A 22,373-nucleotide genomic window follows, 5' to 3' on the forward strand; every position below is an offset into this window, starting at 1 on the left:
TATTCCCGGAAAAATGGTCAGTTTTTTAGCCGGAAAATAACCCCCAATGATGTATCTCCAATAAATACGTATAAAACAGCAGCTTTGGAAAACGAGACTTTTTAAGGCTGAAGACAAATGACGTTACTTTCCTGTAATTTTCAAAACAACAATAAAAGTAGTTGGTCGTCATCCAGCTGTTTTTAAGCCTGGTGTATCATTTCTTTTTGGATCTAAAAACAAAATTTAGCCCTTGTTGTTTTTAAGTTTAAGTATGCTTAAACTTTATTGAATGGAAAACAACACATCGATTGCTACAGAGAATTTCATAAAAACCCTTTTTAAGTATGAAGTGAATGAAGGTGCCGATGCAAAGTCGGGTGCTATTGCCCGCGATCTGGGCATTACACATGCAGCGGCAACCGATATGGCACGTAAACTGGCATCGAAAAATCTGATCGATTATCAGAAATACAAAGCTCTGAAGCTGACTGAATCCGGGAAGGAGCTTGCTGTGCAGGTTTTGCGCCGTCATCGGCTGTGGGAAACGTTTCTGCACCAGGTATTGGGGCTCGGCATGCACCAGGTCCATGAGGAAGCTGAATTGCTGGAACATGCTACGTCCGACTTTCTACTTGACCAGATTGATGCTTATCTCGGCTACCCGAAATTTGATCCGCATGGTGATCCTATTCCGGATAAAAACGGGATGGTAGATGATTCGGTTGAACAGATCACTTTGTCGAATGCGGAACTGAATATAGCTTACCAGGTTTGCCGCTTGAACAGCTCAGAAGAAGAGTTCTTCGACTTTTGCAGTAATAATCAGATTGAATTGGGAACAACTATTATTGTACGTAAGCATTATCCAAAGAGCAGAATGACTGAAGTAGAACTTCCCGGTGCAAAATTGCTTTTGAATGGGAATATGACAGATGCGATTCTTGTTGAATTAATTCATTCTTAAATAGCTGATATCGTATGGATAATCGTAAATTAAGGAAACAAAACTAAGAAATATGATCATGATAATTTTGATAATAAAACCCCTTTCATTGATTCTTTTGGGTTTATTGGTCATTGCCTTTGTTGTATGGCTTTTTTACCCGGGAAAAGGAGGTATTGCTCTGATCCGGGAGTTCCAAAAGAGAGTGGAGCGAGAACATCTGGAAGATACTCTGAAGTTCATGTTCGATTGCGAATATCGCAAGGTTACGTGTGGGGTCAATAGCATTGCCGGTAATCTGACTATTACAACCGATAAAGCCGGTAAATTGATTTCCCGGCTGGAAGCGATGGGCTTAATTGGAAGTAAGGAGGATCAGACCGTAGCCTTGACCGACACCGGACGCTCTTATGCTTTGCGGATCATTCGTGTTCACCGGATTTGGGAACGTTATTTGGCCGATGAAACAAGTATTGCTCCTGCCGACTGGCATAACGAGGCTTGTAAAATAGAGCACAAGGTAACCGTAGAAGAAACCGAAAAGCTGGCTGCCCAAATCGGAAATCCGGTCTACGATCCGCACGGAGATCCGATTCCGACTGCCGACGGGCAGTTGCCTGAACCAAAGGGGACAAGCTTGAGCGGTTTGCAGGAAGGGCAAATGGCCCGGATTACACACCTGGAAGACGAACCCAGGAGTATTTATGAGCAGTTGGTTGTTTTGGGTTTGTATCCTGGCATGCAGGTGTATGTAACGGATGTAACCGAGAATAAGATCACCTTTGTGGCTGATGGCGAAGAATGTGTACTAACCCATTTTTTTGCCGGTTATATTACCGTTGAGGAGATTGCTTTGGAAGCTGTTGCTGAAAAGCCGGACGTCCTTTCGGAACTTAAAATAGGTGAGAAGGCTGAAGTCATTGGCATCTCTCCAAACTGCCGTGGTCAGCAACGTCGCCGGTTGATGGACTTTGGAATTGTTCCCGGGAGTCAGGTTGCTGCAGTTATGAAAAGCGCTTCGGGCGATCCAATCGGTTTCCGGGTGCTGGGGACAACCATCGGTATTCGAAAGCAACAGGCCGATATGGTTTTTATTCATCGCATAAATTAAACAGGTTATGACCACACAAAATAATTGCAAAACATGTCCGGCTCATAATCGGGCAAATCTGGTACGCTTAGGCGTTGAACTGGAAAATTACGACTTTGTGATTGCTATGGCGGGAAACCCCAACACAGGCAAAAGTACAGTTTTTAATAACCTGACCGGGCTTCACCAGCACACAGGAAACTGGCCGGGCAAAACAGTATCGCGTGCCGAAGGAGGCTTCAGCTATAATGAGAAGCAATACAAAGTTGTTGACTTACCGGGAACCTATTCGCTGCTTTCAACCAGTACGGATGAGGAGGTTGCCCGCAACTTCATCTTGTTTGGCCAGCCCGACGTAACCGTTATTGTGGTTGATGCGACGCGTTTGGAGCGGAACCTGAACCTGGTGCTTCAGATTTTGGAGTTGACCGATCGAGCTGTATTGTGTGTGAACCTGATGGATGAGGCTAAGCGGAATAACCTGGAGGTTGATGTACGTTCACTCTCGAAAGAGTTGGGTATTCCGGTAATTCCGGCATCGGCACGTCGCCGCCAGGGGATGAATGAGCTGCTGGCTGCGATTGAAGATGTCGCTTCCGGAAAGTTTGTGTGTAAACCGTATCGGGTTAAGAGCCGTTCCCGGCAATTGAATCATGCAATTGATAAGGTTGCCGTTAGACTGGCTGAGATCTTTCCCAATCTTCCGAATGTGAATTGGGTAGCCATGCGTTTGTTGGAAGGTGATAACAGTGTTATTGAAGCTGTTCGGACCGGTGAAATCGGTACAATAAGCGATTATGATCTTACTATTGATAACTAAAAGAGGAACATGGATAAAACGACGATAGAAAAAAAGAGGGAAGAAATCCTGTCGGAAGCAAACAATGCCCGGTGGGATTTGGGAACCGATTTTCACGATACAATTATTGAATCAATTTACGAAGAGGCCTCGCGGATTGCCAAAACATCCGTTAAGCAGTTGGGCGAGAAAGAAGCCTACAGTTTCGATTTGAAGGTGGATAAAATTGTCACCAGTCGCTGGCTTGGTTTTCCTCTGATGTTTATTTTATTGGCAGTGGTATTTTGGCTGACTGTTGCAGGTGCTAATTACCCATCGGGGATGTTGTCCTGGTTGCTGATTGATACGGTGCATCCTTTTCTGAAGCATGTGGCAGAGCTGATTCACATGCCATGGTGGCTGGATGGTGTGCTGATTGATGGAGCTTACCTGTCGGCAGCCTGGGTGATCGCCGTGATGTTGCCACCGATGGCTATTTTCTTCCCGATTTTTACTTTGCTGGAAGATTTGGGCTACCTGCCGCGTGTAGCCTTCAATATGGACAACTTGTTTCGCAAAGCCGGAGCACACGGTAAGCAGGCCTTAACCATGAGTATGGGCTTTGGCTGTAATGCTGCCGGTGTTGTGGCTGCCCGGGTTATTGATAGTCCTCGGGAGCGTTTGGTAGCCATTATTACGAACAACTTCTCGCTCTGCAATGGCCGTTGGCCAACTCAAATCCTGATTGCAACAATCTTTATCGGAAGTATGGTGCCTGCTCAGTTAGCGGGACTTGTTTCGGCTGGTGCAGTTGTTACTGTGGCTCTGCTGGGGATCTTTTTCAGTCTTGTTGTGTCGTGGGGTTTAAGTAAATCGGTATTGAAGGGTGAAGCGTCGGCTTTTACACTGGAGTTGCCGCCTTATCGTCCCCCGCGTGTTTGGCAAACCTTATATACTTCCCTGATCGATCGTACCATTATTGTGCTTTGGAGAGCTATCGTATTTGCGGTACCTGCCGGGATTGTTATTTGGGTGGTTGCCAATGTTCATGTTGGCGATTTAAGCCTGGCTGAGCATTTTATTAATTGGTCAAACCCTTTTGCCCTGGTATTTGGCTTGAATGGGGTGATTTTGCTGGCCTACATCATTGCCATTCCTGCCAACGAGATTGTTATCCCAACGGTCTTGATGCTAACAGTATTGAGTACTAAGCTAGCCGGTATTGGCGATGGAGCAGGGGTGATGTTTGAAATGGATTCTATTTCGGATACGGCGCAGGTGTTGCATGCCGGTGGCTGGACCTTGTTGACGGGAATTAATTTGATGTTATTTAGCTTACTGCATAACCCATGTTCCACTACTATTTTGACGATTTATAGAGAGACTAAGAGTGTGAAATGGACCCTGCTTTCAACTTTTCTTCCTATTGTGATGGGCTTTGCAGTGTGTTTCTTTACAACGCAAATCTGGTTTTGGCTGCAATAATTGGAAAGGTCACTTTGTCATTTCAAAAGTAAGCTTTAGGTAATGAGCAATAAAAAAGGCAACCCGTGGGTTGCCTTTCATTTTATCTTGTTTTTCGAGGGTTATACTAAACCGCTGAAGCCCATAAAAGCCATCGCCAGAATTCCGGCAACGATCAGGGCAATTGGTGTTCCTTTCAAACCTTTTGGTACTTCAATCAGGTCGAGGTGTTCGCGGATACCGGAAAACAGCACCAGCGCCAAACCAAAACCAATGGCATTGGCGATGGCGAAAACCACACTTTCCATCAGGTTGTATTCCTTTTGGATTGTCAGGATGGCCACACCAAGGATAGCACAGTTGGTGGTGATCAGGGGTAAGAATACACCCAATGCCTGGTAAAGGGCAGGGCTTACCTTTTTCAAAATAATCTCAACCAACTGTACCAGCGCTGCAATGACCAGGATGAATGAAATGGTTTGCAGATATCCGATGTTGAATGGATCGAGGATATTTTTCTGAATTAAGTAGGTAACGATAGTTGCTAAAACCATTACGAACATAACGGCTCCTGCCATACCAGCAGCTGTTGAAATGCGTTTGGATACACCCAGGAACGGACAAATTCCGAGGAATTGAGCAAGAACGATATTCTGTACGAATACGGCCGATATGATAATCAATATATATTCCATCAGTCAGTCTCCTATACTTTTCTAAGTTTATTGATAAGGGCAATCAGGTAGCCCAAAGCGATGAAAGCTCCCGGTGCTAATACGAATAACAACATGCCGTAATCTTCGGGGAAGATGTGGATATCGAATAAGGTACCGCCACCTAAAAATTCGCGGATAGCTCCAAGAATCGTTAAAGACATCGAGAAGCCTAATCCCATGCTTGCTCCATCAATGGCCGATGAAAGAACATCGTTTTTAGAAGCAAAAGCTTCAGCACGTCCCAATACGATACAGTTTACAACAATCAAAGGGATGAACAAACCTAAGCTTTTGAATAGCGCAGGTAGGTAAGCTTGCATTAACAACTCAACGACTGTAACGAATGCTGCGATGATGACGATGAAACTCGGGATCCGTACTTTCTCCGGAATTACATTTTTTACCAATGAGATTGCCATGTTAGACATGATCAAAACGAAAGCAGTTGCCAATCCCATCCCCAGACCGTTAATGGCTGAAGAGGTTACCCCCAGGGTTGGACACATACCCAACAGTAACACGAAAGTTGGGTTTTCTCTTAAAAAGCCTTTTGAAAAGTTATTCCATTGATTCATAATTCACCTCCTTCTGATGCTGGTTCAGTAGTAGCCGCAGGTTGTTCTTGCTTGACAGAATCAGCTGCTTTAAACGTGTCGTAAGCACGGCGTACAGACTCCAAAAATGCGCGCGAGGTAATCGTTGAAGCAGTAATGGCATCAACATCACCACCGTCTTTACTAACGTGCATGTCAGTTGTCGCCGGATTTTTACCTATGATGTCTTGCTTTGGTTTGTCCGGGTTACTAAACCAAGCTTGTGCTTTCGATCCCAACCCCGGAGTTTCCTGGTGTTCCAGAATCTGGTACCCGCTGATTTCTCCACTGGGTTTGAAGCCGATCATGACATCAATTAAACCTCCAAAACCATTTTTTGAGTAGGTTTTGATTGCCATACCAACCAAGGCTTTTGATGCATCATAAGCCGGAAAAACCTCTAAACTGTCGGTTGTTCCCGCTGCAGCAATTTTAACTGAAGCTCCAAGCTCAGTAAACTCGGGAAGGATTGCTTTAATCGCTTCGTTTTGTGCTTTTACTTTGGCGGCTTCAATCGCATCTTTGGTCAAACTGTGAACAAAGCCCAGGATGGTTGCCGAAACAAAGGTGACCACAAAGAGGGTCAGCACCATATTTAAGAAACTTGATTTTATCGTAGCCATTACTTGTTCCCTCCAAAACGTTTAGGTTTCACATAAGCGTTAAGCAGCGGAGTGAAGCCGTTCATAATTAAGATGGCAAATGAAATACCTTCGGGGTATGCTCCGAAGTTACGGATGAGCACCGTGATAACACCGATGCCCACGGCATAAATAAATTGGCCTTTATGCGTCATAGGTGAAGTAACCATATCGGTTGCCATATAAATAGCACCCAACATAGCACCACCGGTTAACAGGTGGAACAAAGGTTCGATGAATTTATCCGGATTGATCAGGTGCATTGCTCCCTGAAATACGAAGATGGTTCCTAAAACGAATACCGGAATATGCCAGGTAATTACTTTCTTCCAAAGCATGTAGGCAAAGCCTAACAGCAGGAGGGCCGCTGAAATTTCACCCATGGATCCGGACATGTTACCGTACAGTAAATCGAGACTTGAAGGTAAATTGTGCATTAAGTCCGATACGGGTTGTCCGTTTTTGATACCTTCTTTAAGGATGGCCAGTGGCGTAGCTGTTGTAACAGCATCGGTTTGTACATGGATACTTACAGGCCAGCTGGTCATTTGTACCGGGAAGGAGATTAACAGGAATACACGACCAACCAACGCGGGGTTGAACGGGTTATTTCCTAAACCTCCGAATGATAATTTTGCAACACCAATGGCAATTAACGCACCGATGATGATAATCCAACTGGGGATTCCAGCCGGTACGTTAAAGGCTAGCAAGATACCTGTCAGGGCAGCTGAGCCGTCCGTGATTTTCGGTTCTTCTTTTGTTACAAAACGTTGAATCAGGTATTCAAAACCCATACAGGCTACTACGGCCAACAGGGTTACGCGGATTGCATCCACACCGAACATGAATACCGACCAAACCAAAGCGGGTACCAGAGCCAGAATAACCCGGTACATGATCTTATTCACCGATTCGCTGGTATGCACGTGCGGTGAGGGTGATATGGTAAGCAGTTTACTCATTTTTATTTATTCTGAATAATTCGTTGATTTTTCTATTGGTTTATTTCTTACGACTGCGGATGATTTGTCCGACTTTACCTTTTCCTAATCGAATGTAGTCGAGCAATGGACGGTCGGCCGGGCAGGTGAAGCTACAAGAACCACATTCGATACAGTCCATGATGCAGTCTTTTTCGGCTCTGTCCCAGATTTGTTTTTCAGAAATGGTCATCAGCAGGAAGGGCTCTAAGCCCATTGGGCAAACGTTAACGCAACGGCCGCAACGGATACAGTTTTGGCTGCTCTTCCGTTTGGCATCAGGGTCGGGCATAATCAGGATGCCAGATGTTCCTTTGGTCACCGGAATATCGGTTGATGCGATTGCTTTACCCATCATCGGGCCACCACTGATGATTTTACCGGTATCTTCAGGAAGACCGCCGGCAGCTTCAATTAAATCGTTTACCGGCGTTCCAACACGAACCAGGAAGTTCGAAGGATTTTTGACTGACTTTCCGGTAACTGTAACGACGCGTTCAACAAGTGGTTTGTTTTTTTGCACGGCTTCGTAAACAGCATAAGCAGTACCAACGTTGCTCACCACTGCTCCAACAGCGATAGGCAGTGCTCCCGAAGGAACTTCACGGCCGGTAACAGCTTTGATCAACTGTTTTTCTCCACCTTGCGGATATTTCACTTTTAACGGAACAACCTCGATTGATGAATCGGAAGCAGTTAGCTTTTGCAGACTGGCGATTGCATCTTTCTTGTTGTTCTCGATACCGATGTAAGCTTTATTGACATTCAATGCGCACATCAGGATGCGAATTCCAACTAACAGCTCTGAGCCTTTTTCCAACATCAGTCGGTGGTCGGCAGTCAGATAAGGTTCGCACTCCACACCATTAATGATCAGCATTTCTGCTTTCGATCCCGGAGGAGGCATTAGCTTCACATGTGTTGGGAAGGTTGCTCCGCCCAAACCGACGATACCGGCTGCGTTAATCTTATCGATGATAGCTTTGCTGTCGGTGTCGAATTTTTCGATCAGCTTGTCATCTGTTAGAATACCTGCTTCCCATTCATCACCTTCCACATCAATGAAGATCCCTTGTTTGGGATATCCGGAAGCGTCGGTTGCTAAATCAACCTTTTTGACTGTTCCTGATACTGATGAATGAATGTTGGCTGAAACAAATCCACCGGCTTTTGCCAGGATTTGTCCAACTTTTACTTGATCTCCTTTTTTAACCAGCGCCTGGGCTGGTGCTCCAATATGTTGGGCTACGGGGATAAAAACACTTTTAGGTAAAGCCAGCTTTTCGATGGCTTTGTTGGCTGAAAATTTGTTTTCAGCAGGATGGACCCCTCCAAGTTTGAACGTTTTTAACACGATTGGCCTCCTTATTTAGTTTCGTTGTTTTCGGTTGTTTCGTCGGCAGCAGGCTTTTCCTTTGCTGCCGGTTTTTCTGCCAGTGGAGTAGCTGGTTTTTCAGCTGCTGCTTTCGGTGGCAGATCGGTTTTTGGTTTGCGCGGCGGGAAGTTTACTTCGACAATCGCATTTGTCGGGCATTCAGTTACGCACTTGCGACACAATTTACACTTGTCCGGATCAATGTAAGCCAGGTTGTTGGCAACAGTGATCGCATCAAACGGACATACTTTAGCACACTTACCACATCCGATGCAGGCAACAGAGCAAGACTTGCGGGCAACGCCTCCCTTGTCTTCATTGCGACACGAAACGTATACCTTCCGTTCTTTCGGTGCTTTCTTCCGAAGCTCGATCAGGTTTTTCGGACAGGCGTCAACACATGCACCACAAGCAACACACTTGTCGTCGATCACTTCGGGTAAGCCTGTTTCCGGATTCATGTGAATCGCATCGAAGTCGCAGGCTGCAACACAGTCGCCATGGCTTAAACAACCAAACTGACAACCAGTCTCACCGCTGTATAGCGATGATGCAACTGCACATGAAGATGCTCCGTCGAATTTGTTTACTTTCGGGCGGTGTTCACAACTTCCTCCACAACGTACAACAGCTACCTTGGGTGTTTGAACCACTGCTTCCATGCCCAAAATGTCGGCTACTCCAGTCATACACTCGTTTCCGCCTACCGGGCAAAATAAGCCTGATAGTTCGTCGGCATTAACGCAGGCTTCGGCAAAGGCACGACAACCTGCAAACCCGCAACCGCCACAGTTTGCGCCGGGCAGTGCTTTTTCTACATCATCGATCCGTGGATCTTCGTATACTTTAAATTTTTGAGCCACAAAATAGAGAATCACTGCTGACAGTGTTCCAATTGCGCTCAAACTTACAATCGTATAAACAATAGTCATGTTCATTTTTGGTATTATTCTAAAGGCTTGATTTCAAATTCAAAAGTTTTTTTCAGCTTGTTTCTAAAAAGATACAAGACGAAGTAATAAGGAACAAGTGAACCTAATGCGAGCAGGCCACTTGTACTTTCACCGGTTCCCAGTGCAGTTGCAATAATGAGAATTGTTAAGACGACAATGAACGGAAGTAAATAACCCAGGAAGAGCGCTTTAAAACCCTGAACCGTTTTCCCAACTACGGTAACTTCTTGTCCTACCTTGTAGTTTCCCTCGAAGGAATGGATTTCAACCTCTTTGTCTTTCATATCTGCTGCTGAACAGGCTCCTTTAGCATGGCAGGAGGCACAGGCAGATTCATTAATAATACAAACGATTATTGATTTTTCTGAAAGCTTTTTAATTATCCCTGTGTGTGTTATTTGTTCTGACATCCTCGTTTTTTATAATACCTCGAAAGCTTTTCCGCTGCAAAACTATACCTATTTAGATAACTTGTTTATGTTGTAAAATCTATTTTAAAACATCTCTGGCTATTTATATTCTTTTTAAATAGTTAGGAATATTTTGTCTTTGCAATTAGCTGACAAATAGTTTATTACAACCATACATGATAAAAATCATTGTTTTTAAAACAGCGCAATACAATCGATTGCACAACAAAAGTAACGACTTTCTTTTTAAATCAAAATTTCAGGCAAAAAAATGCTTTTAACTAATCACGCTCCAATCAAATTCGGTAGTTTGCATACGTTGTAGATGGTAAGCCAATAATTGATTGTCTTTCGATTGCAGGCTGGGGTCATTATCCAATATGTCTGCGGCAGTATCGCGGGCAACGCGAAGTATTTCTCCGTCTTTTCCGAGGTTGGCGATGTTTAGGTTGAAGCCAAGCCCGCTTTGTTGTGTTCCTTCCAGGTCTCCCGGGCCGCGTAGTTGTAGGTCTACTTCTGCGATTTCGAACCCGTCGTTCGTCCGCACCATCGTTTCCAGTCTTTTTCGGCTTTCGTTGCTTATTTTGTAGGATGACATAAGCAAGCAGTATGATTGAGCAGCGCCACGGCCCACTCGTCCCCGCAACTGGTGTAGCTGCGACAGACCAAATCGCTCAGCACTTTCGATGATCATGATTGAGGCATTTGGAACATCAACACCAACTTCGATTACGGTGGTTGCCACCATAATCTGAGTTTTTCCTTCTTTAAAGAGTTGCATCTCGGCATCTTTTTCTGCCGGTTTCAGCTTCCCGTGAACCATGCTTAGTTTAAAGCGCGGAAATACTTTTTTCAAAAGCTCGTATCCTTGCTCCAGATTGGCTAAATCAAGCTTTTCGGATTCACTGATCAAGGGATAAACAATGTAAGCTTGTCGGCCTTTTTCAATCTGATCCCGGATAAAATCATAAACCTGCTGGCGGCGATTTTCCAAATAGTGTCTGGTTTCAATCGGTTTGCGACCGGGAGGGAGTTCATCAATGACCGATACATCCAGATCACCGTACAGGGTCATGGCTAAAGTTCGGGGGATAGGGGTGGCAGTCATTACCAACACATGAGGTGGAATACCTGCATTTTTCTTCCATAGTTTTGCTCGTTGCGCAACTCCAAAACGGTGTTGCTCATCGATAATAACTAAGCCTAATTTCACGAAGTTTACGGTATCCTCAATTAAGGCGTGTGTACCAATGAGTAATTGAATTTCGCCGTTTTCAATGCCGGCATAAATGCGTTCCCGTTCTTTCTTTCGGGTCGATCCTGTCAGCAAAGCTATCTGGATCCCAATGCCATTAAGCATCCGACTGATGGTATTATAGTGTTGATTGGCGAGAATCTCGGTAGGAGCCATCAAGCTGGCCTGAAAGCCATTGTCGAAAGCGAGTAAGGCCACCATGAGTGCAACGAGTGTTTTCCCGCTACCGACATCGCCTTGAACTAACCGGTTCATTTGCTTGCCACTCCCCAGATCCCGGCGAATTTCTTTGATCACCTTTTTTTGAGCTCCTGTTAATTCGAAGGGGAGATTATTCTGAAAGAATGTGTTGAAATTATAGCCAACATGTTCGAAGACAAAGCCTTTAAAAACTTCTTGTCGGCGATGTTTCAAGCTTAGAATCTTCAGTTGAATGTAAAAGAGTTCTTCAAATTTCAGGCGGAAGGATGCTTTTTGCAGTAACTGTGTTGTTTCCGGAAAATGAATTTGTTTAAGGGCTTCCTTTAAACTGATTAAACGAAGCGGTTCCCGTACCGTAGGAGGTAGCGTCTCGTAGATTTTCCCGTCAACCGCCTGAGCCAGGTTATACTGAATTTTATTGATTGCCCTGGTATTCAGAAATCGTTTTTTAAGCGTTTCCGTTGTATTGTAAAATGCCTGTAAAACACCTGAGCTGACCTGCTGACTGGCAGTCGTTTCAATTTCGGGATGAATAATATTTACCCGGCCATTAAATACCGAAGGCTTTCCGAAAACAATATACTCCTGCCGAGGCTTTAGGTTTTCACGAATATATTTGATTCCTGCAAACCACAATAAATCCATGCTGCCTGTTTTGTCGTGAAAAGTTGCCAGCAAACGCTGTTTGCGACCTTCTCCGATCAATTCGAAATTACCCAGTGTGCCTTTCACCTGGATGTATGCCTGGTGGGCATCCAGTTCCCGGATCTTGTAAAACTTCGTACGGTCGATGTATTTGTACGGAAAGTAATACAGTAACTCCCGAAAACTTGAAATCTCAAGTTCCTTTTTCAGTAACTCTGCTCGTTTGGGACCCACGCCCGGTAAAAACTTGATATCTTGATCCAAAAAATCAGGCATGAAGCAAAGATAAAAATTATCAGTTTTTAGATTTGGTTCAGTACAAAGAATTGTCGATTGGGTTGAAGAAAGAAAATAGGATGCACAAGTATATTCAGTGTTGATCTTTACTTTATTTCCTGTTCTATGATTATATTTACAAAAATGATGTTGAGCCGCTAAGAGCTTTGCAGAAAACACGACTTATCTTAATGCATATTCCCGATGAAAGAAGTTATTCAGTTGCAAGGGATCGTTAAAAACTATAAAGTAGGAAACCAGCTTGTTCGTGCCTTGAGGTCGGTTGATCTAACTGTTTTTCAAGGTGAATATGTTGCCATAATGGGAGCTTCCGGTTCCGGAAAATCAACCCTGATGAATGTGATCGGTTGCCTGGATACGCCAACTGAAGGAACTTATATCCTGAATGGAAAGGATGTCAGTTTTTTGACCGACGATGAGTTGGCTGAAATCAGAAATGCCGAGATTGGCTTTGTCTTTCAAACCTTTAATTTGCTACCGCGTAATACAGCCTTGGAAAATGTAATGATGCCTTTGATTTATGCCGGGGTGCGAAAAAAACAGCGCATTGAAAAGGCAGAGCTTATGTTGGCGAATGTTGGTTTGGAGGATCGGATGGAACATCGCCCTAACGAGTTGTCTGGTGGTCAGCGTCAGCGTGTTGCTGTTGCTCGTGCATTAATTAACAAGCCCGCCATTTTGCTGGCCGATGAACCTACCGGAAACCTGGATTCGAAAACTTCGGAAGAAATAATGCAACTGTTTTCGGAAATTCACAAACAAGGAAACACCTTACTTGTTGTTACGCACGAAGAAGATATAGCACAACATGCCCACCGAATCATTCGATTAAAGGATGGGCTGGTAGAATCGGACACTGTTAATGGGAATCCGGTGTATTGAAAAGTAATTGATCAAGTTAAATAACGGCTTATCATACTTTGGAGTGGTAAGCTTTCTTATTGTTTAAGAGATGGCTAAAGAAGTTAGAATTTATACTAAAACAGGAGACGACGGTACGACCGGACTGATTGGTGGTAGCCGGGTGAAGAAATATGATATTCGTTTGGAGGCTTACGGGACTGTTGACGAGTTGAACAGTTCTGTTGGTTTGGTACTTTCGGGAGTAAAAGATGAGCCGACACGTGAAGTGTTGACTGATGTGCAGAACAAGTTGTTTGTGATTGGTGCCCATTTGGCCATGGATGAGAATGCCGGGGATTTGAAAAAGCAAATTCCCTGTACTGAACAAGACATTGAATTGCTAGAGAAGGAAATGGATCGAATGTTCGAAGTTTTGCCCCAACTGAATCATTTTATTTTGCCAACAGGATGCCAGACGGCTGCATTTGCTCATGTAGCCCGTACGGTTTGCCGACGGGCAGAGCGACGTATTGTGGAACTGGCAGAGAAGACAGAAGTGGATCGGAACCTGGCTAAGTATGTAAATCGTCTTTCAGACTACCTTTTTGTGCTGTCCCGCAAGCTTAATCTTGACAAAAAAGTGGCTGAAACCCCTTGGATTTCGGGGGATAAGAGATAAACTAATTTTTTGTTGTGCATGTACTATTTTTTTCTATATTCGCAAAATCATAAAAAGTTAAGCTAAATAAAAACTAAAAATACCCTCGAATATGTACTGGACACTAGAACTAGCATCAAAATTGGAAGATGCACCATGGCCAGCCTCTAAAGATGAATTGATTGACTTTGCAATTCGTTCGGGCGCTCCTCTTGAAGTAATTGAAAATTTACAGGAAATAGAGGATGAAGGAGAAGTTTATGAAAGCATTGAAGACATTTGGCCGGATTATCCGAGCAAGGATGACTTTTTCTTCAATGAAGATGAGTATTAATTCACATTACTTATAACAAAAAATAGCAGGATGACCTCCTGCTATTTTTTGTTTATAAAGATATCTTTTATGCTTTTGGGGCGAATGTCTTCTTGCCACTTAAAGCCGGGTAGTAGCTTGTCGAGCTCCGAGATGTCGGCTAAGGGCACCAGTTGTCCGTCGGGTGTCGTATAGAACGAAATTCGGGTTACTTTACTTTCCTTTAATCCAATCTGGATTGTGCTGGCTTGGGCCTTATTCAATCCAATCAGGCCGCTGGCATCTTTGGCATAGTAGACACTCTGTCCGTTTCCATCTACATCAATCCGGTATAAATCATTCCCTCTGATATAGCCTTTCATGTTTCGGCCTTTTATTTGGTTGAAGCGGATGCTGTCCTCACGAGCAATGATGAATGCATTCTGTTTCATCTCGAATTCCTGATTGATGGAATCTTTCCGAATCAATTCCATATAGTCAGCGGTCATCTGGTTGTCACCAGACCAGAGGACGGGAGCGTGGTAAAGGCAAAGTGTTGAATCGTTGGTATAGTAGACCAGCGAATCACATTTTCCCTGTAAGTCGCGTCGGTAAAATTTTACATTAAAATAGGCTTGCACGATCTTTTGATCGGGGATGGTATCCGGAACTGTTTTCAACGTATCGGCGTGCATAAACAAGGTGTCCTGAGGCGAATAGAACATCACCAGGGCCGAATCGTTCACCAGCGATTGCTGTTTAATTTCGTTGTAGGTAATCCGGTTTCCTTTTACGATTGTTCGGTTTTCAAAATCCTGGATTTTTGCATTGCCAACAGCCAGTCCGTCGCCCGTTTGCTTGTTGTAATAAATTGATTTTGCGGTGATGTTACGTCCGTCAGTTTTAATTAACGGAAATTGGTGTAACTCTGCATCGCCGGTTTTCGTGTTATAAAATCCGGAAGTAGCTATCAGCGTATCTTTATCGTCAAAAATAGTGGTTGGACCAACAATCGATGTGATTCCGGATTGGGGCTGGTAAACCAGTGTGTCCGAAATCATTTTATAGGTGTCGGTCGTAACATCAACATCTTTTTTAAAGTAGATTTTATCCAGACGTGTGTAGTATTCTCCAATTTGGCTGTTCAGTGTATTACTACTATCCTGAACGGTTCCATAGTCGTCGTAGTAACCAATACCATTATTCATATCGTAGTTCAGGGTATCGGTAGTCAGCGTGACATCTTTATTGATTAGTTTCACATTTCCGTGAGCTAAGGCCCATTTAGTATCGCCATTGTAACGAATATACCGGGCATACATATTTAATGTGTCCGCTTTCAGAATATGTACTTGACCAAAAGCATCAACAATACTGGTATCGGTATACATATAGGCGCTGTCGCACCACATCCGAATGTCAGCATGATCAATGATTACATTACCCAACAAGCGGTTGGCATTTTTGATAATTTTTTGGTTATTCTTCCAGGTATCTGCTTGTACAATTTTGACTTCCGCCTTGTTTTGTGCCATCAGGCCAAAAGGCAGTGTTAAAATGAGGAACAAGAGAAGTTGAAATTTGTGACCAGAATGAGACATGGGCCGGTTTTAGTTACAGCAATTTTTCGATGAGTTGATCGACAGAAATATTTTCTGCTTCTGCTTTATAGTTCTTGATAATTCGGTGACGAAGAATGTTTTTAGCAACAGCCTGAACATCTTCAATGTCGGGAGAATACTTCCCGTTGAACGCGGCATGTGTTTTCGCGCCTAAGATCAAATATTGCGAGGCTCTTGGTCCAGCTCCCCATTTCATATATTTGTCCGTAATCGGATCAGCTAATTCGGTCCCGGGACGTGTTTTTGCAGCTAAGCTAACAGCGTAGCGAAGTACATTGTCGTTAACCGGAATTTTTAGAATTAAATCCTGAAAATAGCGGATTTCCTCAGCCGAAATGATTTCGCTCAACTGCGTTGTTTGCGGTGAAGTTGTGTTTTTTACAATGGTCAGTTCATCTTCAAATTTGGGATAATCTAACCAAATTGAAAACATGAAACGGTCGAGTTGAGCTTCCGGAAGGGGATAGGTACCTTCCTGTTCAATCGGGTTTTGTGTTGCCAGCACGAAAAATGGCTTGTCGAGTTTGAAACGTTGCCCTGCTGCTGTGACTGCGCGTTCCTGCATGGCTTCCAGCAGTGCAGCCTGTGTTTTAGGCGGTGTTCGGTTAATCTCGTCAGCTAAAATAATGTTGGCAAACAACGGACCATGAACAAATTTGAATTGTCGCTCTTTATCCAGAATTTCAGTTCCGATGATGTCAGAAGGCATCAGGTCGGGGGTAAACTGAATCCGACTATACTTCAGATTAAAAACTTCGGCAATGGTATTCACCAACAAGGTTTTGGCAAGTCCGGGAACACCAATCAATAAGCAATGTCCCCGGCTAAACATCGAAACCAAAACTTGCTTAACAATTTCGTCCTGTCCATAGATTCGCTTTTTGATCTCAGTCTGCAGAGCCTGCATTTTTGAGGATAACGAATCAACTGCTTCAACCTCGTTTTTGAAGTTTACCATGGCGAATGGGTTATTTTATCCAGTTTTTAAACTTGAAGTTACAGTTTACATACGAATCATCGATGCGGATATAGGTTTTTTCCTGACGCTCGGCGATCCATTTATTGAGTGCATCTTCCTGCTTTTGCTTCAGGTACATATCCGCTAACAGCTGGTAATCATCCTGAAGGTTCGCACGGTGTTCCTTGCTGCGATTAATCAGTTTAACAATCTTAAAGACTGTACGTTGTTTATCATCGATCGTTTGAAACGGATCAGAAATCTCATTTTCCTTTAATTTATCCAATACTTTACTTATATCCGGATCCAGTTCTTGTTTCTTCCATTTTGAAGACATATTGTAAGGGTTGATAGCGATACCACCACCGTTACGGGAATTTTTGTCTGCCGAGTAGTGCAGGGCAGCATCTTCAAACGAAATTTTATTTCGGCGTATGGCCGAAGCTAAACTGTCCAACCGGGTGGAAGCATCTTGCATTGCTTTTGCCGATGGTTTCGGTTTTAAAATGATGTGGCGAGTATTTATTTGCTCACCTCGTCGGTCGATTAACTGAATAATGTGATAACCGAAATCACTTTTTACCACATTCGAAATGCGGTCGCCTCTTAGGTTAAAAGCTGCAGCAGCGTAAGCCGGATCCAGCTGGGCGCGCCCCATGTAACCCAACTCACCGCCATTTGGTGCAGAAGGTCCTTCGGAGTATAGAACCGCTAAGGTTGCAAAGTTTTCGCCGTTTTCAATTCGCTTTTTGAAATCGCGAAGACGAGCTTTAATCCGGTTTTCTTCTTCAATAGATATTGGAGGGTAAACACTGATTTGTGCGTATTCAACCTGGGGCTCAACCATGGGGAGATCTTCCGGGTTTGCGTTTCGCACTTTATAGCGTACTTCAGCCGGCGTAATCTTTACATCTTTAATGATTGAGCTGCGCATTTGTTGCGTCAATAGCTGGTTTTTGATGGTCTCCTGCAAACTTGCCTTAATCTCGACGGTTGATTTACCGAAATAATCTTCAACTGCTTTTTCCGATCCCAGGTTTTTGATGAAATATTGCATTCGTTGATCCAGCTGTTGGTTGATCTGGCTGTCGGTAACCACAATGTTGGTATCCAGCTGTGCCTCCGCAACCAATAATTTTTCAACTAATAAATCTTCCAAAATTTCACACTTCATATCACCATCCGAGGTAATCCCCTGCGCCTGGTTGTTGCGGTACATTTCCTCAATGTCTGATTTTAAGATGATATTGCTACCAACCTGGGCTACAATCTGATCAATGATTTTATCCTGAGCATATAGCGAGTAACTGCCTGAGAAGCAGATGATCATCATAAAAACAGCCAAAGCTTTTTTGAACATATCTATTCTATTTTTTGATATTATATATTTTAAATTTATTCGAAGCGAGTCCTTCTTTATAAACGTCTTCCTCAATATTTTTTAGAAATTGAATTTTTCTTTCGTTCAAAAGAATATTGCGAATTTCATCTTCGACATACTCAACAGGAGCAATATCGCCCTTCTCCCGAAAATCGCGGATACAAATAAAGTAATAATAATCTGTATCGCTGCTTTCAATAAACTTGTTTCTTCTTAAAATTTGTTGATCTATGTTAATTTCTTCCGGTATTTGGTTTTTCAAGGTTGACCAACTGACCCACTTGTCGCCAAAACGGTCGAACACTTTGGCGTATTGTATTCCGTATTCGTTCAGTTGATTTAAGTTGTCCGGATCATCCGATTTACTCAATGATTTTAAGATCTCCGGTTTGGCAACTTCAAGCGGTATTTTAAAGTAGATGGCCTTTACGATGTCGTCCTTCAATTTGTAACGATCCAAATTTTTGCTGTAATAAGCTTTGATGTCCGATTCTGTAATGACAGTATCCATTTTTTGAGCCATCAGTTCTTTCTTGTATCGGAAGGTTAACAAGGAATTCCGATATTCATCCAATTCTTTTTGAACGTCTTTCTGCTCGTCGGAGAGATTCTGTTCAGCGTTTAGGACCATTAATTCGTTTTCAACCCATTTTCGGATGAAGTCGTCCACCCATAAGGTACTGTCGGCTCCTTTAAGTGTTTGTGGAATTACCTTTGACAGATCTTCGAGGTAAAGGTAGTTGTCACCAACTTTGGCAACCGGTGTTTTATCCGGAGCTTTTGGGGTGCATGCACTCATGATTAAACCTGCGAAGAGTGAATATACGAGGTAGTTTTTCATTTTATACTTTCTATTGTTCTTAAGACTTTCCTGTTTACTTTCACATTGTATTTGTTGCGCAACTCTTTAATCCATTCTTTTTCCAACTCATCCTGGTAGGCCGCTACGTACTGACCTCGCGCTTCTTGCAATTTTTTTGCTTTTGGTGGCGCCAGGTCTCCACGAACAAAATGCAGACCATCTTTAAAATTGAGTGGTTTATTCTTGTCCCAAACCAAGTAATCTACCAGTTCATTTTGGCCTTGTGCAAAGATACCTTTTTGTACGACAGCCTGGTTTTTATAATTCAAATTCAATAAATCCATCAATTCATCTTTCGAAATAGACGGGTCTTCAGCAAAAATCTGATCAATGTAGTCCCTCACGTCCTGATTGTTGCATCGAATAGCCCAACCATCGAATCGGGTATCCCATTTAAACAGATCCGGGTGTTTACTATAAAAAGCACGTAAGCCGGTTGTATCCTGCATTGCTTTGTTCCAAACTTGTTTCTCCATGAGGTTGAAAAGCAAAATACCATCGTGATATTCGTCGATCAAGGATTTGAATTCCGGATTTTTACGCTCAAGATTTTGATCTTCAATACCGATCAGGTTTTCGTCGAGATAATTGTTGTAAAAATCCAGTGGGCTTTCCGGCTTTTGATGATTTTCCCAGGCTGCAATAAAATTATTCTTGCTGAAGGTGATTGTGTCAATTTTGAATAGCCATTCGTCTTCCGGTTGAAGTTTAATGGTATCCGTGTTACTTTGCAGCGTTTTTAGAAGTCTGGCTTTTAATTCTTTATTTTCAATTATTGTGTAACTCTTCTTTAGTTTTTCGATGAACTGATCGTGTTTTTGTTGGGTGAAAATCGCATTGCTGCGTAACCGTTCCGTCAGTAAATCTTTCACATCGCTAAAGGGTGGAACGGGTTTTAAGTGAATCCGCTCAATAAGATGCAGCCCATAGGGTGTTCTGATGATATCCGAGAGATCACCATCTTTTTGTAGTGCAAAGCTTGCAGTGGCAAAATCGGGATCGATGCCTGACGATGAAAAGTAGGGTAGAAGCCCACCTTTGTTGGCTGAATTTTTATCGTCGGAGAATTGCTGCGCCAGTTGTGCAAAATCGTCACCGGCTTCAATGCGCAATTTTAAGCTATCCAACAAGTTTTTAGCGACTGTAATTTCTTGGGGACTTGCATTGGCCGGTAAGCGCTTCATAATATGGGCAACTTGTATTTGTCCCGGATTTGGTCGCTTGTCGTTTAGTTTGATCAGGTGATAGCCAAATTGGGATTGCACAGGCATCGAAATTTCTCCGGGTTTTAGCTTAAAGGCAGCGTCTTCAAATTGAGGCACCATTTGGAAAGCCGTGAAATAACCTAAACTCCCTTGGTTTTTCCGGGCCGAGGGATCTTCGCTGTATCGGGTAGCCATTTCTGCGAAATCAGCTCCGTTCATAATTTCAGTCCGAATTTGCAGGCATCGTTTGAAAACTGCGGAATCTTGTTCCGGACTTGCATTGGGCGGCGTTCGAAGCAAGATATGAGACGCATTAAGCTCGGTACACATGCGTTGGTAGGCTTGCTGTAAATCGGAATCTGTCAGGTCAGTGTAGTTCAAAAATTGTTTGGCCAATTTTTCCCGGTAGTCTCCAAATTCTTTTCGAAACGAGCTTAGGGTATCCAACCCTTGCTTCTCGGCCTCAAATACCTTGAGTTTATAATTAATGAATAAATCGAGATACTCTTCCGGGGTTGTTTTTAAGGAGTCGTCGATTAAGCTTTGGTTGTTTTTCTGGTAAAGGCTTACAAATTCTGCTTTGGACACTGGAAGCCCGTCAATGGTCAGTATGGTTTCCTGTTGTGCCCATCCGGTAAAAGAGAAAGCCATCAAAAGATGGCTGAAGATTAAAAGTCGGGAATAAGTTTTCACTGTCATGTGTTTATCATCCTTTATAAACGGGAACTGTAATTGGGTGATTCCCGGGTGATTGCTACATCGTGCGGGTGACTTTCCTGTACACCGTTATTTGTTACTCGTGTAAATTTAGCATTTTTCAACGCTTCAAGGTTTGGAGCGCCGCAATAGCCCATACCCGAACGAAGCCCGCCGATCAATTGGTAGAGCACTTCGTAGAGTGAGCCTTTATAAGGAACCCGTGCGGTAATTCCTTCTGGAACCAGTTTGCGAACGTCATCTTCCAAATCCTGGAAGTAGCGGTCTTTTGATCCGGCCTGCATCGCTTCAACGGAGCCCATGCCCCGGTAAGTTTTAAATTTCCGACCTTGGAAAATAATAGTTTCACCGGGCGACTCATCCACGCCGGCAAACAGAGAACCGGCCATAACGGAGCTGGCACCGGCAGCTAGAGCTTTGACAATATCGCCAGAGTAGCGAAGCCCTCCATCGGCGATGACCGGAATTTTACTGCTTTTTAATGCTTTGGCCACACTGTAGATTGCTGATAATTGAGGAATACCAACGCCTGAAATAACGCGGGTGGTACAGATGGATCCTGGTCCAATTCCAACTTTTACGGCATCGGCTCCGGCCAGTACCAAGTCGGTTGCTGCCTCGGCGGTGGCAATATTTCCGGCAATAAAGTCTTTTCCCGGATACTTGTTTTTTGCTTTTCTCAGTAATTCCAGCACTCCTTTTGAATGTCCGTGAGCTGTATCGATAACAATAGCGTCAACCTGTGCTTTGACCAGTTCGTCAATGCGATCCATGGTGTTTGCTCCCGGGCCAACAGCGGCTGCAACACGCAAGCGACCTTTTTCATCTTTACAGGCGAGCGGTTTGTCCTTAGCTTTGGTTATGTCTTTATAGGTTACCAAGCCAATCAGCTTATTATTCTTGTCGACTACCGGCAGCTTTTCAATCTTATGTTTTTGCAAAATTTCCGAAGCCCGCATCAAGTCTGTGGATTCGGTTGTGTAAATCAGGTTTTCGCTGGTCATCACTTGCGAAATTGGTTTACTCAAATCGTTCTCGAAGCGAAGGTCGCGGTTGGTTACGATGCCTACAAGTGTTCCATCAGTTTCCACAACCGGGATTCCACCAATTCGGTAATTCTTCATTAACTCCATCGCATCAACAACTTTTTTTTCTTTCCCGATGGTAATTGGATCGAAGATCATACCATTCTCAGCTCGTTTCACTGAAATTACCTGTCTGGCTTGTTCTTCGATGGTCATGTTCTTATGAATAACGCCGATTCCACCTTCGCGTGCCATAGCAATGGCCATAGGTGCTTCGGTAACTGTATCCATTGCAGCGCTCACAACCGGAGTGTTTAGTTTAATTGAGCGGGTGAACCAGGAGCTCAGGTTTACATCGCGCGGTAAAACCTCAGAATAAGCAGGGACTAAAAGTACATCGTCGAATGTTAATCCCTCGGAAATTACTTTATCGGAATGAAATGGCATGATGTAGGTTTTAAATTGAACTGTACTCAAAGCTACG

General features: G+C 43.6%; 21 protein-coding genes. 7 read left to right on the forward strand and 14 right to left on the reverse strand.

Features of this window, described 5'->3' with window-relative positions; all coding sequences use genetic code 11:
* Nucleotides 1-271 precede the first annotated feature (271 nt).
* The 4 genes from AC37HE_RS10995 to AC37HE_RS11010 are packed head-to-tail and all read left to right on the forward strand — an operon-like array spanning nucleotide 272 to nucleotide 4,278.
* Nucleotides 272-946, forward strand: coding sequence for a metal-dependent transcriptional regulator (locus tag AC37HE_RS10995; RefSeq protein WP_500782890.1), 675 nt, complete (start codon nucleotides 272-274; stop codon nucleotides 944-946).
* 52 nt (nucleotides 947-998) lie between these two features.
* Nucleotides 999-2,036, forward strand: a complete 1,038-nt coding sequence (locus AC37HE_RS11000) for a metal-dependent transcriptional regulator (RefSeq protein ID WP_500782891.1) — start codon at nucleotides 999-1,001, stop codon at nucleotides 2,034-2,036.
* Between the two features lie 7 nt (nucleotides 2,037-2,043).
* Nucleotides 2,044-2,835 carry a FeoB small GTPase domain-containing protein gene (locus AC37HE_RS11005; protein WP_500782892.1) on the forward strand — a complete coding sequence of 264 codons (792 nt, stop codon included), beginning with the start codon at nucleotides 2,044-2,046 and terminating at the stop codon, nucleotides 2,833-2,835.
* 9 nt (nucleotides 2,836-2,844) lie between these two features.
* Nucleotides 2,845-4,278 (forward strand): nucleoside recognition domain-containing protein, encoded by a 1,434-nt coding sequence (locus AC37HE_RS11010; protein WP_500782893.1) that lies wholly within the window; start codon nucleotides 2,845-2,847, stop codon nucleotides 4,276-4,278.
* A gap of 101 nt (nucleotides 4,279-4,379) precedes the next feature.
* Here AC37HE_RS11010 and rsxA read toward each other — a convergent pair whose 3' ends face one another.
* The 8 genes from rsxA to recG all read right to left on the reverse strand — a co-directional run bounded on the left by rsxA (nucleotide 4,380) and on the right by recG (nucleotide 12,305).
* The gene (gene rsxA / locus AC37HE_RS11015) at nucleotides 4,380-4,952 is read right to left on the reverse strand and encodes an electron transport complex subunit RsxA (RefSeq protein ID WP_500782894.1); all 573 of its coding nucleotides are present in this window, start codon (nucleotides 4,950-4,952) and stop codon (nucleotides 4,380-4,382) included.
* An 11-nt stretch (nucleotides 4,953-4,963) separates the two neighbouring features.
* Nucleotides 4,964-5,548 (reverse strand): electron transport complex subunit RsxE, encoded by a 585-nt coding sequence (gene rsxE, locus AC37HE_RS11020; RefSeq protein ID WP_500782895.1) that lies wholly within the window; start codon nucleotides 5,546-5,548, stop codon nucleotides 4,964-4,966.
* Nucleotides 5,545-6,189 (reverse strand): RnfABCDGE type electron transport complex subunit G, encoded by a 645-nt coding sequence (locus AC37HE_RS11025; protein ID WP_500782896.1) that lies wholly within the window; start codon nucleotides 6,187-6,189, stop codon nucleotides 5,545-5,547. The genes rsxE and AC37HE_RS11025 overlap by 4 nt, the downstream gene beginning before the upstream one ends.
* A complete protein-coding gene (locus AC37HE_RS11030; RefSeq protein WP_500782897.1) occupies nucleotides 6,189-7,172 on the reverse strand; it encodes an RnfABCDGE type electron transport complex subunit D in 984 nt (327 codons plus the stop codon). The genes AC37HE_RS11025 and AC37HE_RS11030 overlap by 1 nt, the downstream gene beginning before the upstream one ends.
* Nucleotides 7,173-7,212: 40 nt before the next feature.
* Complete coding sequence (rsxC, locus tag AC37HE_RS11035; RefSeq protein WP_500782898.1) at nucleotides 7,213-8,544, reverse strand: electron transport complex subunit RsxC; 1,332 nt, start codon at nucleotides 8,542-8,544, stop codon at nucleotides 7,213-7,215.
* Nucleotides 8,545-8,555: 11 nt separating this feature from the next.
* Nucleotides 8,556-9,503, reverse strand: a complete 948-nt coding sequence (locus AC37HE_RS11040; RefSeq protein WP_500782899.1) for a Fe-S cluster domain-containing protein — start codon at nucleotides 9,501-9,503, stop codon at nucleotides 8,556-8,558.
* Between the two features lie 8 nt (nucleotides 9,504-9,511).
* Nucleotides 9,512-9,928, reverse strand: coding sequence for a SoxR reducing system RseC family protein (locus AC37HE_RS11045; protein WP_500782900.1), 417 nt, complete (start codon nucleotides 9,926-9,928; stop codon nucleotides 9,512-9,514).
* 277 nt (nucleotides 9,929-10,205) lie between these two features.
* The gene (gene recG, locus AC37HE_RS11050) at nucleotides 10,206-12,305 is read right to left on the reverse strand and encodes an ATP-dependent DNA helicase RecG (protein ID WP_500782901.1); all 2,100 of its coding nucleotides are present in this window, start codon (nucleotides 12,303-12,305) and stop codon (nucleotides 10,206-10,208) included.
* 204 nt (nucleotides 12,306-12,509) lie between these two features.
* On the opposite strand from recG, the gene AC37HE_RS11055 reads away from it, so the two are divergent.
* The 3 genes from AC37HE_RS11055 to AC37HE_RS11065 all read left to right on the forward strand — a co-directional run bounded on the left by AC37HE_RS11055 (nucleotide 12,510) and on the right by AC37HE_RS11065 (nucleotide 14,161).
* Complete coding sequence (locus AC37HE_RS11055) at nucleotides 12,510-13,208, forward strand: ABC transporter ATP-binding protein (RefSeq protein ID WP_500782902.1); 699 nt, start codon at nucleotides 12,510-12,512, stop codon at nucleotides 13,206-13,208.
* Between the two features lie 70 nt (nucleotides 13,209-13,278).
* A complete protein-coding gene (locus AC37HE_RS11060; protein ID WP_500782903.1) occupies nucleotides 13,279-13,848 on the forward strand; it encodes a cob(I)yrinic acid a,c-diamide adenosyltransferase in 570 nt (189 codons plus the stop codon).
* Nucleotides 13,849-13,939: 91 nt separating this feature from the next.
* Nucleotides 13,940-14,161, forward strand: a complete 222-nt coding sequence (locus tag AC37HE_RS11065; protein WP_109265335.1) for a DUF2795 domain-containing protein — start codon at nucleotides 13,940-13,942, stop codon at nucleotides 14,159-14,161.
* A 41-nt stretch (nucleotides 14,162-14,202) separates the two neighbouring features.
* On the opposite strand, the gene AC37HE_RS11070 is transcribed toward AC37HE_RS11065, so the two are convergent.
* Genes AC37HE_RS11070 through guaB form a run of 6 tightly spaced genes read right to left on the reverse strand, consistent with a single transcriptional unit; the run spans nucleotide 14,203 to nucleotide 22,336 of the window.
* The gene (locus AC37HE_RS11070) at nucleotides 14,203-15,720 is read right to left on the reverse strand and encodes an OstA-like protein (RefSeq protein ID WP_500782904.1); all 1,518 of its coding nucleotides are present in this window, start codon (nucleotides 15,718-15,720) and stop codon (nucleotides 14,203-14,205) included.
* A gap of 13 nt (nucleotides 15,721-15,733) precedes the next feature.
* Nucleotides 15,734-16,699: an AAA family ATPase gene (locus AC37HE_RS11075; protein WP_500782905.1), complete on the reverse strand. Its 966-nt coding sequence runs from the start codon at nucleotides 16,697-16,699 to the stop codon at nucleotides 15,734-15,736.
* 10 nt (nucleotides 16,700-16,709) lie between these two features.
* Nucleotides 16,710-18,059, reverse strand: coding sequence for a peptidylprolyl isomerase (locus AC37HE_RS11080; RefSeq protein ID WP_500782906.1), 1,350 nt, complete (start codon nucleotides 18,057-18,059; stop codon nucleotides 16,710-16,712).
* Between the two features lie 7 nt (nucleotides 18,060-18,066).
* The gene (locus AC37HE_RS11085; protein WP_500782907.1) at nucleotides 18,067-18,921 is read right to left on the reverse strand and encodes a hypothetical protein; all 855 of its coding nucleotides are present in this window, start codon (nucleotides 18,919-18,921) and stop codon (nucleotides 18,067-18,069) included.
* Nucleotides 18,918-20,846 (reverse strand): foldase protein PrsA, encoded by a 1,929-nt coding sequence (locus tag AC37HE_RS11090; protein ID WP_500782908.1) that lies wholly within the window; start codon nucleotides 20,844-20,846, stop codon nucleotides 18,918-18,920. Before AC37HE_RS11090 ends, AC37HE_RS11085 begins: the two co-directional genes overlap by 4 nt.
* Before the next feature lie 14 nt (nucleotides 20,847-20,860).
* Nucleotides 20,861-22,336 carry an IMP dehydrogenase gene (gene guaB / locus AC37HE_RS11095; protein WP_500782909.1) on the reverse strand — a complete coding sequence of 492 codons (1,476 nt, stop codon included), beginning with the start codon at nucleotides 22,334-22,336 and terminating at the stop codon, nucleotides 20,861-20,863.
* Between the last annotated feature and the right edge of the window lie 37 nt (nucleotides 22,337-22,373).

It is taken from the genome of Mangrovibacterium sp., from assembly GCF_059905295.1.

Excerpts from the sequence above, each read along its gene's own strand:
- AC37HE_RS11030 (WP_500782897.1), bottom strand. The coding sequence starts at position 7,172 with ATGAGTAAACTGCTTACCATATCACCCTCACCGCACGTGCATACCAGC.
- rsxE (WP_500782895.1), bottom strand. The coding sequence starts at position 5,548 with ATGAATCAATGGAATAACTTTTCAAAAGGCTTTTTAAGAGAAAACCCA.
- AC37HE_RS11025 (WP_500782896.1), bottom strand. The coding sequence starts at position 6,189 with ATGGCTACGATAAAATCAAGTTTCTTAAATATGGTGCTGACCCTCTTT.
- AC37HE_RS11070 (WP_500782904.1), bottom strand. The coding sequence starts at position 15,720 with ATGTCTCATTCTGGTCACAAATTTCAACTTCTCTTGTTCCTCATTTTA.
- AC37HE_RS11065 (WP_109265335.1), top strand. The coding sequence starts at position 13,940 with ATGTACTGGACACTAGAACTAGCATCAAAATTGGAAGATGCACCATGG.
- AC37HE_RS11040 (WP_500782899.1), bottom strand. The coding sequence starts at position 9,503 with ATGAACATGACTATTGTTTATACGATTGTAAGTTTGAGCGCAATTGGA.
- AC37HE_RS11000 (WP_500782891.1), top strand. The coding sequence starts at position 999 with ATGATCATGATAATTTTGATAATAAAACCCCTTTCATTGATTCTTTTG.
- AC37HE_RS11045 (WP_500782900.1), bottom strand. The coding sequence starts at position 9,928 with ATGTCAGAACAAATAACACACACAGGGATAATTAAAAAGCTTTCAGAA.
- AC37HE_RS11085 (WP_500782907.1), bottom strand. The coding sequence starts at position 18,921 with ATGAAAAACTACCTCGTATATTCACTCTTCGCAGGTTTAATCATGAGT.
- AC37HE_RS11055 (WP_500782902.1), top strand. The coding sequence starts at position 12,510 with ATGAAAGAAGTTATTCAGTTGCAAGGGATCGTTAAAAACTATAAAGTA.
- recG (WP_500782901.1), bottom strand. The coding sequence starts at position 12,305 with ATGCCTGATTTTTTGGATCAAGATATCAAGTTTTTACCGGGCGTGGGT.
- AC37HE_RS11080 (WP_500782906.1), bottom strand. The coding sequence starts at position 18,059 with ATGTTCAAAAAAGCTTTGGCTGTTTTTATGATGATCATCTGCTTCTCA.
- AC37HE_RS11010 (WP_500782893.1), top strand. The coding sequence starts at position 2,845 with ATGGATAAAACGACGATAGAAAAAAAGAGGGAAGAAATCCTGTCGGAA.
- AC37HE_RS11060 (WP_500782903.1), top strand. The coding sequence starts at position 13,279 with ATGGCTAAAGAAGTTAGAATTTATACTAAAACAGGAGACGACGGTACG.
- rsxA (WP_500782894.1), bottom strand. The coding sequence starts at position 4,952 with ATGGAATATATATTGATTATCATATCGGCCGTATTCGTACAGAATATC.
- AC37HE_RS11005 (WP_500782892.1), top strand. The coding sequence starts at position 2,044 with ATGACCACACAAAATAATTGCAAAACATGTCCGGCTCATAATCGGGCA.
- AC37HE_RS10995 (WP_500782890.1), top strand. The coding sequence starts at position 272 with ATGGAAAACAACACATCGATTGCTACAGAGAATTTCATAAAAACCCTT.
- AC37HE_RS11075 (WP_500782905.1), bottom strand. The coding sequence starts at position 16,699 with ATGGTAAACTTCAAAAACGAGGTTGAAGCAGTTGATTCGTTATCCTCA.
- guaB (WP_500782909.1), bottom strand. The coding sequence starts at position 22,336 with ATGCCATTTCATTCCGATAAAGTAATTTCCGAGGGATTAACATTCGAC.
- AC37HE_RS11090 (WP_500782908.1), bottom strand. The coding sequence starts at position 20,846 with ATGACAGTGAAAACTTATTCCCGACTTTTAATCTTCAGCCATCTTTTG.